General features: G+C 67.7%; 12 protein-coding genes and 1 pseudogene. 7 read left to right on the forward strand and 6 right to left on the reverse strand.

The features are described from left to right. Positions 1-78: 78 nt before the first annotated feature. From ACK59X_RS11245 to ACK59X_RS11260, 4 genes are all read right to left on the reverse strand, one after another. Positions 79-1,527, reverse strand: a complete 1,449-nt coding sequence (locus ACK59X_RS11245) for a sensor histidine kinase N-terminal domain-containing protein (RefSeq protein WP_409957402.1) — start codon at positions 1,525-1,527, stop codon at positions 79-81. Positions 1,528-1,539: 12 nt separating this feature from the next. Then, on the reverse strand, positions 1,540-2,214 hold the full coding sequence (locus tag ACK59X_RS11250; RefSeq protein WP_305744333.1) for a response regulator transcription factor: 675 nt from the start codon (positions 2,212-2,214) through the stop codon (positions 1,540-1,542). A gap of 100 nt (positions 2,215-2,314) precedes the next feature. Then, positions 2,315-3,265, reverse strand: coding sequence for an N-formylglutamate amidohydrolase (locus tag ACK59X_RS11255; protein WP_409957403.1), 951 nt, complete (start codon positions 3,263-3,265; stop codon positions 2,315-2,317). Positions 3,266-3,384: 119 nt separating this feature from the next. Beyond that, positions 3,385-4,350: a tripartite tricarboxylate transporter substrate binding protein BugE gene (locus ACK59X_RS11260; protein ID WP_409957404.1), complete on the reverse strand. Its 966-nt coding sequence runs from the start codon at positions 4,348-4,350 to the stop codon at positions 3,385-3,387. 108 nt (positions 4,351-4,458) lie between these two features. Here ACK59X_RS11260 and ACK59X_RS11265 point away from each other — a divergent pair, with 108 nt between their 5' ends. The 3 genes from ACK59X_RS11265 to ACK59X_RS11275 are packed head-to-tail and all read left to right on the forward strand — an operon-like array spanning position 4,459 to position 6,194. After that, positions 4,459-5,403 (forward strand): LysR substrate-binding domain-containing protein, encoded by a 945-nt coding sequence (locus ACK59X_RS11265; protein WP_409957405.1) that lies wholly within the window; start codon positions 4,459-4,461, stop codon positions 5,401-5,403. A 55-nt stretch (positions 5,404-5,458) separates the two neighbouring features. Continuing rightward, a complete protein-coding gene (locus ACK59X_RS11270; RefSeq protein WP_409957406.1) occupies positions 5,459-5,671 on the forward strand; it encodes a helix-turn-helix domain-containing protein in 213 nt (70 codons plus the stop codon). Positions 5,672-5,687: 16 nt separating this feature from the next. After that, complete coding sequence (locus ACK59X_RS11275) at positions 5,688-6,194, forward strand: Clp protease N-terminal domain-containing protein (RefSeq protein ID WP_409957407.1); 507 nt, start codon at positions 5,688-5,690, stop codon at positions 6,192-6,194. A gap of 25 nt (positions 6,195-6,219) precedes the next feature. On the opposite strand, the gene ACK59X_RS11280 is transcribed toward ACK59X_RS11275, so the two are convergent. Continuing rightward, positions 6,220-6,729 carry a MarR family winged helix-turn-helix transcriptional regulator gene (locus tag ACK59X_RS11280; protein ID WP_409957408.1) on the reverse strand — a complete coding sequence of 170 codons (510 nt, stop codon included), beginning with the start codon at positions 6,727-6,729 and terminating at the stop codon, positions 6,220-6,222. 142 nt (positions 6,730-6,871) lie between these two features. Here ACK59X_RS11280 and recA point away from each other — a divergent pair, with 142 nt between their 5' ends. Further along, positions 6,872-7,954, forward strand: a complete 1,083-nt coding sequence (gene recA / locus ACK59X_RS11285; RefSeq protein ID WP_409957409.1) for a recombinase RecA — start codon at positions 6,872-6,874, stop codon at positions 7,952-7,954. A 108-nt stretch (positions 7,955-8,062) separates the two neighbouring features. After that, positions 8,063-8,518 carry a recombination regulator RecX gene (gene recX, locus ACK59X_RS11290; RefSeq protein WP_409957410.1) on the forward strand — a complete coding sequence of 152 codons (456 nt, stop codon included), beginning with the start codon at positions 8,063-8,065 and terminating at the stop codon, positions 8,516-8,518. Here recX and argC read toward each other — a convergent pair. Beyond that, positions 8,515-9,447, reverse strand: a pseudogene (gene argC / locus ACK59X_RS11295) (N-acetyl-gamma-glutamyl-phosphate reductase). The gene recX and the pseudogene argC sit on opposite strands and share 4 nt — an antisense overlap. A gap of 192 nt (positions 9,448-9,639) precedes the next feature. On the opposite strand from argC, the gene sucC reads away from it, so the two are divergent. Together sucC and ACK59X_RS11305 are read left to right on the forward strand one after the other, a co-directional pair. Then, positions 9,640-10,800: an ADP-forming succinate--CoA ligase subunit beta gene (sucC, locus tag ACK59X_RS11300; RefSeq protein ID WP_409957411.1), complete on the forward strand. Its 1,161-nt coding sequence runs from the start codon at positions 9,640-9,642 to the stop codon at positions 10,798-10,800. Between the two features lie 15 nt (positions 10,801-10,815). Then, a partial coding sequence (locus ACK59X_RS11305; protein ID WP_409957412.1) for a CoA-binding protein occupies positions 10,816-11,295 on the forward strand: 480 nt, incomplete at its 3' end.

Below are 11,295 nucleotides of genomic sequence, written 5' to 3' on the forward strand. Positions count from 1 at the left end.
TTGCGAAAACGGTGCATGGGCGGCATGGGGTCAGCAGGCTGAACGGGGGATCCATGATGCCCCAAACGGGCAAGTGTCTCAGCCCGGGGCGCTGTCGCTGGCCGCAAAGCGCACGCTGAAGCGCGCCCCCGGCGGCTGCATGCCCGGGTGGGCGTCTTCGAGCTGTACCTCGGCCCCGTGCTTGCGCGCGATCTCCAGCACGATGGGCAGGCCCAGGCCCGAGCCGTCGGCATCGCTGCCCAGCGCGCGGTAGAAGGGCTGGAAGACCAGTTCGCGTTCGGATTCGGGCACGCCCGGGCCCGAGTCCTCCACCTGCAGCAGCAGCACGCGGCCAAAAGTGTCGGCCAGCACGCGCGTCGTCACCACGCCGGGCCGGTCGGGGCTCGAGGGGGTGTAGTTGAGCGCGTTGTCCACCAGGTTGCGCACCAGCTCCTTGAGCAGCGTGGGGTTGCCGTCCACCCAGACGCCGGGCGAGCCGGGCTCGGCGCCGTCGTAGCCCAGGTCGATGCGCTTTTCGAGCGCGCGCGGCACCGAGTCGCGCACCACTTCGATGGCCAGGCGAGCCAGGTCGCAGGGCTGGCGCGCAAAGCCCACGCCGCTGCCCTCGGCGCGCGCCAGGGCCAAGAGCTGGTTGACGGTGTGCGTGGCGCGGATGCTGGAGCGCCCGATCTGCTGCAGCGAGCGCTTGAGTTCCTCGGTGCTGGTGCCCTCGCGCTGGGCCAGGTCGGCCTGCATGCGCAGGCCGGCCAGCGGCGTCTTGAGCTGGTGCGCCGCGTCGGCCAGGAAGCGCTTTTGCGTGGCCAGCGAGTCGTGCAGGCGTGTGAGCAGGTCGTTCACCGAGGAGACCAGCGGCGCCACCTCCAGCGGCACGGTGCGGTCGTCCAGCGGCGACAGGTCGTCTGGGTTGCGCGCGCGGATGCGCTGCTCGAGCTGGTTCAGCGGCTGGATGCCGCGCGCCAGCGCCAGCCACACCAGCAGCACGGCCAGCGGCAGGATCACGAACTGCGGCAGCATCACGCCCTTGATGATCTCGGTGGCCAGCACGCTGCGCTTCTCGCGCGTTTCGGCCACCTGCACCAGGGCCAGCGGGCTGTCCTGCAAGGGCAGGCGCACCCAGATGTAGGCCACGCGGATGTCGATGCCGCGCAGCTCGGCATCGCGCAGCCGCACCTCGCCGGGCATGGGCACCTCGTCGGTGGGCGGCGCAGGCAGTTCGCGCTCGCCCGAGAGGAACTCGCCGCCCACACCCTTGACCTGGTAGTACACCACGTCGGAATCATCGGCACGCAGGATCTCGCTGGCCGGCTGGGGCAGGTTGAACTGCACGGCGCCCTTGTGCACGCCCACGAGTTGCGCGAGCGCATGCGCGTTGTACTCCAGCGCCCGGTCGAAGGGCTTGTTGGCCAGCCCCTGCGCCACCAGCCAGGTCAGCGCCAGGCTCACCGGCCACAGCAGCAGCAGCGGGGTGAGCATCCAGTCCAGGATCTCGCCGAACAGGGAGCGCTGCTCGCGCTGGAAGATTTTCAAGATGGAGGCGGGCTAGCCCGGGATTTTCTCGAGACAGTAGCCCAGGCCCCGCACCGTGGCAATGCGGATCGGGCCGCGCTCGATCTTCTTGCGCAAGCGGTGGATGTAGACCTCGATGGCGTTGTTGCTTACCTCTTCGCCCCACTCGCACAGGCGCTCGACCAACTGCTCCTTGCTCACCAGGCGGCCGGCGCGCTGCAGCAGCACCTCCAGCAGGCCGAGCTCGCGCGCGGACAGCTCGACCATCTTGCCGTCGATGGTGGCCACCCTGCCCGCCTGGTCGTACACCAAGGGGCCGTGCTTGATGGCGCTGCTGGTGCCCCCCATGCCGCGGCGCGTGAGCGCACGCACGCGGGCTTCGAGCTCCTGCAGGCTGAAGGGCTTGGCCATGTAGTCGTCGGCCCCGAAATCCAGGCCCTTGACACGCTCTTCCACGCTGTCGGCCGCGGTGAGGATCAGCACCGGCAGCGCCGAGCCGCGGCTGCGCAGCTTCTTGAGCACCTCCAGTCCGTGCATGCGCGGCAGGCCCAGGTCCAGGATCAGCAGGTCGAACTCGTTGTTGGTCATCAGCGCGGCATCGGCCTCGCTGCCGCTGGCCACATGGTCCACCACGGCGCCGGAGCTGCGCAGGGTGCGCAGCAGTCCATCGGCCAGCACCTGGTCGTCTTCGGCGATGAGGATGCGCATGCGGGGGTGTCTCCTGTTGGTCGGCCCGGTCTGGCGCCGGGCCTGCCACCCCATTCTAGGCGCGGCGGGCTGCCGCTGCCGGCAGCCCGTTTGCGCGGGATCAGCCTCGCGGGTCGTGCGCCAGCAGCTTGTCCACCAGGGCGCGCAGATCGGTGCGCAGCCGTGCCATGCCCTCGGGGTGCTGTTCCAGGGTGGCCTCGTCCATGTAGAGCCGGCGGTTGATCTCCACCTGGATGCTGTGGCGGTGCGCGGCCGGGTCGCTGTAGCGGCGCACCAGCTCCACGCCCTTGTAGGGGTGGTTGTATTCCACGCTGTAGCCGCAGCCGCGCAGGTGCTCGCAGACCAGGGCCGACAGCGCCGGGCTGGCGGTGCTGCCGTCGCGGTCTCCGATCACGAAGTCGGCATGCACCAGGCCCGGGAAGTCGGTAGCGTGGCTGGCCGCCACGGCCGGCATGGAGTGGCAGTTGATGTGGATGCTGTAGCCGTGGCGCGCATGCGCGGCGGCGATGGCCTGCTCCACGGCGCCGTGGTAGGGGCGCCAGCAGCGGTCGATGCGCGCGCGCACCTCGTCCACCGTGAGCTGGCGGTTGTAGATGGGTTCGCCCTCGTCGGTGAACTTCCAGATCAGGCCCTTGCCCAGGCGCACCTTGGAGAGCACGCGGGGATCGGTGGAAATGGGGTCTGGCCATTCGCCGTCGAGCAGGCTGACGTCGAGTTCCGTGGTGTTGCGGTTGGCATCGAGGTAGATGCGGGGGAAGTGCGCTTCCACCCAGGCCACGCCCAGCGCAGGGGCGAAGTCGTAGAGCTTCTCGACGTGGGTGTCTTCGGCGCGGCGCAGCGTGGGCAGGTCGCACACGGAGCCGAAGTCGTCGGGGTAGCGGGTGCCGCTGTGCGGCGAGTCGAGCACCAGCGCGGTGGTGCCGGGCAGGTAGGTGAATGTGGGGGGAGAGGATGAGGCCGCAGGCGCCAGCGGGGTGCTGCCGGGAGAACCGGTGGCACCGGGCTGGGCCTGCTGGAATCGTCGGTGGATGAGTTTCAAGGCTGCATGCATAGGCAGAGTGTGCGCAAAGTGGGACGGCCGGCCTAGCCGTCCAGACCGGGTGGAGACCATGGTTATCCCTAGTGGCCTTGCCCAGCTATGGCCGCCGGGCCCGTGGGCCCGGCACGGTTTCAGTCCAGAGCGATCTTGGCGTAGGCCGCGACGCGCTTCATCTTGTCGATCTCGCGCACCAGCTGGGCCGAGAAGTCCTTGGGCGTGGTGCCCGAGGGGTACAGGCCCTGGCCGGCCAGGCGCTCGCGCACGGCGGGTTCCTGCAAGGCCTGAGCAACGGCCTGCTGGATGCGGTCCACGGCGGCCGCGGGCGTGCCGGCCGGTGCGACCAGGCCGAACCACGACGGGTCGTTGTTGTTGGCGAAGCCCAGTTGGGCATAAGTGGGGACATCGGGCAGCACGTCAAGCCGCCCGGGCCAGGAGACGGCCAGCGCCTTGAGCTTGCCGGCCTTGATGTGCGGCAGCGAGGAGGCCACCTGGTCGAAGTACACCGCCACCTGGCCGGCCAGCACGTCGTTGATGGCCGGGCCTGCACCCCGGTAGGGGATGTGCACCATGGAGGTGCCCGTGCTGCTCTTGAACAGCTCGCCCCACATGTGGCCGATGGTGCCATTGCCGGGCGTCGCGAACGACACGCGGCCGGGGTTGGCCTTGAGGTATTTCACGAGATCGGCGAAGTCCTTGACCGGCAGGGCGGTCGGGTTCACCACGACCACGCCTGGGGCCTTGACGATCTCGGTCACGCCCACGAAGTCCTTGATCGGGTTGTAGGGCAGCTTGCTGTAGACGGCCGGGTTCACGCCATGGGTGGACAGGGTGGCCACACCCAGCGTGAGGCCGTCGGCCGGGGCGCGCGCCCCCTCGGCCATGCCAATGGATCCGCCTGCGCCGGCGCGGTTGTCCAGCACCACGGGCTGCTTGAGGATGCGCACCAGCGACTCCTGCAGCGCGCGCACGGTGATGTCGGTGGCACCGCCGGGCGGGAAGGGCACGACGATGCGCAAGGGCTTGGCATCTTGCGCCAGGGATATTCCAGGAACGAAAGATGCGGCAGCCAGGGTGGTGAGCAGGTGACGGCGTTTCATGGATGGTTTTCCTAGGGAGGGGGTTTGAGATTAAATGATTCGGTACCCTCTACCAAGCAATGGATGTGCCTGATAACATTCCAGCTCGGAATGATTTGATAACTTACGATGTCCTCCCTCAGGCGGCTTTCGCCACCCGTGCACCTGCTGCGCGCCTTTTCCACGGTGACCCGCTTTGGCAGCGTCTCGCGCGCGGCCGAAGCGCTGCACCTGACCCAGAGCGCGGTGAGCAAGCAAGTCAAGGAGCTCGAGGGTTGGGTGGGCGTGCCGCTGTTCGAGCGCAGCCGCAAGCGCCTGGCGCTGACGCCCGCAGGCGAGCGCTACGAGAAGGCCGTGCGCGCCGTGCTCGCGCAGCTCGAGGCGGCCACGCTGGAGCTCATCACCAGCGACGACGGTGGTGGCGCGCTGCACCTGTCGAGCCTGCCGACCTTTGCGGCCAAGTGGCTGATTCCGCGCTTGCCCCAGTTCCAGCAGCAGCATCCGCAGGTCACGCTGCATTTCGTGCCCTATGTGCACAGCTACAACTTCGAGCGGCCCGAGCTCGACTGCGCCATCCTCTTCGGCGACGGCCACTGGCCCGGCGCGCATGCCCATTACCTCACGGGGCAGGACGTGGCGCTGATCGCGCCGCGCAGCCGGGTGGCGGACTGGGCCATCGACCGCCCGCGCGACGTGGCGCGCCATACCTTGCTGCGCCATGTCACGGTGCCCGAGGCCTGGCTGCGCTGGAGCGAAACGCATGGCGTGCAAGGGCTCAACCCGCTGGCCGGCCCGCAGTTCGACCAGTTCCAGTCCATGATCCGTGCCGTGATGGCCGGCATGGGCCTGGCGCTGGTGCCGCGCTGCCTGGTGCAGGACGAGATCGCCAGCGGCCTGGTGCGCGAACCGCTGCCTGGCTGCGGCTACCAGAGCGATGTGGGTTACTGGTTCTGCTATCCCGAGGGGCGCAACCAGCTGCAGACCCTGAAGCAGTTCCGCCAATGGCTGCTGGCCTGTGCCGAGCCCGCATCTGGGGGGAGCGGTCCGGTCGCCAGCTCCGTGCCCGCAGCGTGACGGAAGCCGTCAATATTTGTTGACGCCCGACCGGTCGTCAACTACAGTTGACGGCATGCAGTTACCCGCATCCCTTCCTTCGCACGAGGACCCCGAGGCTGCGCTCGCGGCCGTGGTGGCCTTGCGACTGTTGGCCGACCGGCTCGAAGCCGATGCAGTGGCTGCGGCGCTGCAGCAGGGCTGGTCCTGGGCGCAGATCGCGCAGGCGCTGGGTGTCAGCAAGCAGGCCGCGCACAAGCGGCTGTCCGCCCATGTTCCCCGAACCTGAGACAAGGAGTTCCACCATGTTCCGCAAGCTGCAGCGCCGTTTCCAGAGCATGCGCACCTTGAGCCGGCTGTGCACGGACGCAGAGGCGCACGCCCGGTTGCGTGGCCAGGCGGCGCCGGGCGCGGAGCACTTTCTGCTCGCGGCCATCGACCTGCCCGAAGGCTCGGCGCGCCGGGCCTTCGAGAGTGTCGGTGCCGACCCGTCAGCCGTGGGGGAGGCCATCGAGCGGCAGTACCGTGAAGCCCTGCAAGCCGCGGGCGTGCAAGCCCCCTTGCCGCAGGCGGCCGCGCTGCAAGCGCCCGCGGCGGCGAGCCTCTACCGCGCCCGGCCCTCGGGCCAGGAACTGGTGCAGGCACTCGCCCGCTCAAGCAAGGAGCAGGAAGGCCCCTTGCTCGGCGCGCACGTGGTGGCCGCCGTCGCGGCCATGCCGCAGGGCGTGGCTGCGCGCACGCTGCGGGCCCTGGGGGTCGATGCCCCCCGCCTGGTGGCCGCCGCCCGGGCCCAGGTGCCATCGGCAGACTGACCAGGGCCCGCGGCGCCCGGCCTGCTCAGCCCGGCCCGCCGCCCGCATAGGCTTCGAGCCCGATGGCCACCACGGTGGCCACGTCCTTGCCCACTTCGCTGCGGAACTCGGCCTCGGCCTGGGCCACCGCGTCGCGGAAGGCTTGCAGCCAGGCCAGGCCCGTGGGGGTGAAACACACGCGCCGCGCCCGCGCATCGAGCGGGTCGGCCTCGCGTGTGACCAGGCCCCAGGCCTCGCACTGGTCGACCAGCGTGGCCATGGCCTGCTTGCTCATGCCGGCGCGCTGGGCCAGGTCGGTCAGGCGGTCGCCCTGCAGGGCCAGGTGGCGCGTGATGTGCACGTGGGCCGCACTCACCTGGTCGCGCGCGGCCAGGTTGGACAGGGCCAGCGGCACTTCCACGTTCTGCGCCATGAGCTGCAGCACCCGGGCGTCGAAACGGCGCATGGCGTGGCCGAGCAGGCGCCCCAGGTGGGTCTGGCGCCAGCCATCCTCGGCGGGTGTGGGTGCTGGTGCGGTGGGCAGAAAATCGGGCATCCGATATTGTCAGGCAAACTGACTAAATAGTGGATTGCTGCCGCGCAATGGCTCGCATAAACTACTGTTCAAGCATCCAGCCTGTAGTTAATTGCAGACGAAGTGCAAACACCCAACCCGTTGTTTCTCAAGGAGTTTTCCCATGGACGTCGCAGTCAAAGGCACCAACCCCGCCCTTCCCGTCAACACCGAAAAGGCCAAGGCACTGGCGGCCGCGCTCGCCCAGATCGAGAAGCAGTTCGGCAAGGGCACCATCATGCGCCTGGGCGAAGGCGAAGTGATCGAAGACATCCAGGTCGTCTCCACCGGCTCGCTGGGCCTGGATATCGCCCTGGGCGTGGGCGGCCTGCCACGTGGCCGCGTGGTCGAGATCTACGGCCCGGAATCCTCGGGCAAGACCACACTGACCCTGCAGGTGATTGCCGAGATGCAGAAGCTGGGCGGCACCTGCGCCTTCGTCGACGCCGAGCACGCGCTGGATGTGCAGTACGCCCAGAAGCTCGGTGTGCAGCTGTCCGACATGCTGATCAGCCAGCCCGACACGGGTGAGCAGGCGCTCGAAATCGTGGACAGCCTGGTGCGCTCGGGCGCCGTGGACCTGATCGTCATCGACTCGGTCGCTGCGCTCACGCCCAAGGCCGAAATCGAAGGCGAGATGGGCGACGCCCTGCCCGGCCTGCAGGCCCGCCTGATGAGCCAGGCGCTGCGCAAGCTCACGGCCACGATCAAGAAGACCAATTGCACGGTCATCTTCATCAACCAGATCCGCATGAAGATCGGCGTGATGTTCGGCAGCCCCGAAACCACTACCGGCGGCAATGCGCTCAAGTTCTACGCCTCGGTGCGCCTGGACATCCGCCGCACCGGCACCATCAAGAAGGGCGACGAAGCCATCGGCAACGAGACCAAGGTCAAGGTGGTCAAGAACAAGGTGAGCCCGCCCTTCAAGACGGCCGAGTTCGACATCCTGTTCGGCGAGGGCATCAGCCGCGAGGGCGAGATCATCGACATGGGCGTGACCGCCAAGATCGTCGAGAAGTCGGGCGCCTGGTATGCCTACAACGGCGAGAAGATCGGCCAGGGCCGCGACAATGCGCGCGAGTTCCTGCGCGAGAACCCCGATCTGGCCCGCGAGATCGAGAACAAGGTGCGCGAAGGGCTGGGCATTGCGCTGCTGCCCGACGGACTGCCAGCGGCTGCAGCGGCAGACGATTCGGACGAGTGATGCGGCGGCGCATTGGGCGCCACCGCGATACGCCTTGGCGGCCATTGCGCTGTGTTGCGGCAATGGCCGCAGTGCATTGCATCCCTTGCCTGTCTGCAGAACCAACCCATGGGCTTTGACACCCTTTCCCTCAAGGGCCGCGCATTGCGGCTGCTGGGCCAGCGCGAGCATTCGCGCGCGGAACTGCTGCGCAAGCTGCGCCCGCACGTGCAGGAGGGCGAGGACCTGGAGGCCGTGCTGAATGAGCTCGAGGCCAGGGACTTCATCAGCGAAGAGCGCGTGGTGGCCTCGGTCGTCCACCAGCGCGCCGGGCGCATGGGCGCGGCACGCATCCGCCAGGAGTTGCAGGCCAAGGGTGTGGGTGGCGAAGCGGTTCAACAGGCCCTGGCGCAGCTGCAGGACACCGAGTTGGCCCGCGCCCGCGAGGTGTGGCGCCGCCGTTTCGGCGAGCCGGCCGGGGACCCGCAAGGCCGCGCGAAGCAGGTGCGCTTTCTGATGGCGCGCGGCTTTTCCAGCGACGTGGTGCGCCGCGTGGTGCGCGGCGTGGAGGGTGATGAGGTTTAGATCCCCAGCATCAGCTTGAGGTTCTGCACCGCAGCGCCGCTGGCGCCCTTGCCCAGGTTATCGAGGCGCGCCACCAGCACGGCGTGGCGGTAAGTTTCGTTGGCGAACACGCGCAACTCGAGCTTGTTGGTGTTGTTGAGGGCCAGGGCGTCGAGCTTGCCGTCGGCCGTGGCGGGCAGCACGCTGACCCACTGCTCGGGCGTGTTGCTCTTGGCGTAGTGCGCGGCCAGGGCGTCGTGCAGGTCGCTGGCCTTGGGGGCGCCGGGCAGCATGTCCAGGTGCAGGGGCAGTTGCACCAGCATTCCCTGCTCGAAGTTGCCCACCGAGGGCACGAAGATGGGCCGGCGCGTCAGGCCCGTGTAGCGCATGATCTCGGGCAGGTGCTTGTGCGCCAGGCCCAGGGCCTACAGTTCGAACAGCGGGGCCTCGCCCTTCTGGTAGGCCTCGATCATGGTGCGCCCGCCGCCCGAGTAGCCGCTGACCGAAGGCAGGGCGAGCGGAAAGTCCACGGGGACCAGGCCCGCATCGACCAGGGGCCGCAGCAGGGCGATGGCGCCCGTGGCATAGCAGCCGGGGTTGGCCACGCGGTTGGCGGCGGCCACCACATCGGGCTGGCCGGGCGCCAGTTCGGGGAAGCCGAAGACCCAGCCGGGGGCGGTGCGGTGGGCGGTACTGGCGTCGATGATCTTGATCCTGCGGCCACCGGCCTCTTCGATGCCATCCACCATGGCCACGGTCTCGCGCGCCGCATCGTCGTGCAGGCACAGCACCACCAGGTCCACGCCGGCAATCAGCTCGCGCTTGGCGGCAGGGTCCTTGCGCAGCTCGGGCGCGATGCTGACCAGCTCGACCGCGGGCATGGCCTGCAGGCGCTCACGGATCTGCAGGCCCGTGGTGCCGGCTTCGCCATCGATAAAGACTTTGGACATGGGGTGACTCCTGCTGGTCTGGCAGTGGCAACTGCCGGGTAAGAATGGATGGACTTCAACGCTGTACGTGTTAGGCACAAGGGATGGTGCGTCGCAGCATGATACAGTCGAAGGTTGCCATGTCCCAAGCCCGCGGCCAGACACCTGTTCATGGTAAACGGGTAACTACCACCCTTCCCTGAGAGAGACCTCATGAAGATTCACGAATACCAAGGCAAGGAAATCTTGCGCAATTTTGGTGTGCCCGTTCCGCGTGGCATTCCCGCTTTCACGGTGCAAGAAGCCGTTGAAGCAGCCCAGAAGCTCGGCGGCCCCGTGTGGGTCGTCAAGGCCCAGATCCACGCCGGTGGCCGTGGCAAGGGCGGCGGCGTGAAGGTCGCCAAGACCATCGACGACGTCAAGCGCATTTCTGGCGAGATCCTGGGTATGCAGCTCAAGACGCACCAGACCGGCCCCGAAGGCCAGAAGGTCCGCCGCCTGTACATCGAAGACGGCGCCGACATCAAGAACGAACTGTACGTGTCGCTGGTCACCGACCGCGCCACGCAGAAGGTGGCCCTGATCGCTTCGAGCGAAGGCGGCATGGACATCGAGGAAGTGGCCCACTCCACGCCCGAGAAGATCATCACCGAGATGATCGACCCGCTGACCGGCATCACCGCCGAGCAGAGCAAGAAGGTCGCGGCCGCCATCGGCCTGACCGGCGCTTCCATCGACCAGGCCGTGGACATCTTCGCGAAGATCTACAAGTGCTACATGGAAACGGACGCGTCGCTGGTGGAAATCAACCCGCTGAACTGCGACTCCAAGGGCGACCTGATGGCCCTGGACGCGAAGTTCAACTTCGACGCCAACGCCCTGTTCCGCCACCCTGAGATCGTGGCCTTCCGTGACCTGGACGAAGAAGATCCGGCCGAAGTGGAAGCCTCCAAGTTCGACCTGGCCTACATCAGCCTGGACGGCAACATCGGCTGCCTGGTGAACGGCGCCGGGCTGGCCATGGCCACCATGGACACCATCAAGCTGTTTGGCGGCGAGCCGGCCAACTTCCTGGACGTGGGCGGCGGTGCCACCCCCGAGAAGGTGACCGAAGCCTTCAAGATCATGCTCAAGAACCCCAAGGTCGAAGGCATCCTGGTCAACATCTTCGGCGGCATCATGAAGTGCGACACCATCGCCACGGGCGTGATCACTGCCTGCAAGGCCGTGAACCTGAACGTGCCGCTGGTCGTGCGCATGAAGGGCACCAACGGAGAGCTGGGCAAGAAGATGCTGGCCGAGTCCGGCCTGCCCATCATCGCCGCAGACACCATGGCCGAAGCCGCGACCAAGATCGTTGCTGCCGTCAAGTAAGCCCGGAGAACACACATGTCGATCTACATCAACAAAGACACCAAGGTCATCACCCAGGGCATCACGGGCAAGACCGGCCAGTTCCACACCGAAAAGTGCCAGGAATACGCGAACGGCAAGAACGCCTTCGTGGCGGGCGTGAACCCGAAGAAGGCCGGCGAATCGATCTTCAACATCCCGATCTACGCCTCCGTCAAGGAAGCCGCGACGCAGACCGGCGCCACCGTGTCGGTGATCTACGTGCCGCCCGCAGGCGCTGCTGCCGCGATCTGGGAAGCCGTTGAAGCCGACCTGGACCTGGCCATCTGCATCACCGAAGGCATTCCAGTGCGCGACATGCTCGAAGTGCGCAACAAGATGAAGGCCAAGGAAGCCGCCGGCGGCAAGAAGACCCTGCTGCTGGGCCCCAACTGCCCCGGCCTGATCACGCCCGACGAGATCAAGATCGGCATCATGCCCGGCCACATCCACCGCAAGGGCCGCATCGGCGTGGTG

The sequence above is a fragment of the Acidovorax sp. genome (assembly GCF_046339755.1).
Classification (GTDB): domain Bacteria; phylum Pseudomonadota; class Gammaproteobacteria; order Burkholderiales; family Burkholderiaceae_C; genus Acidovorax.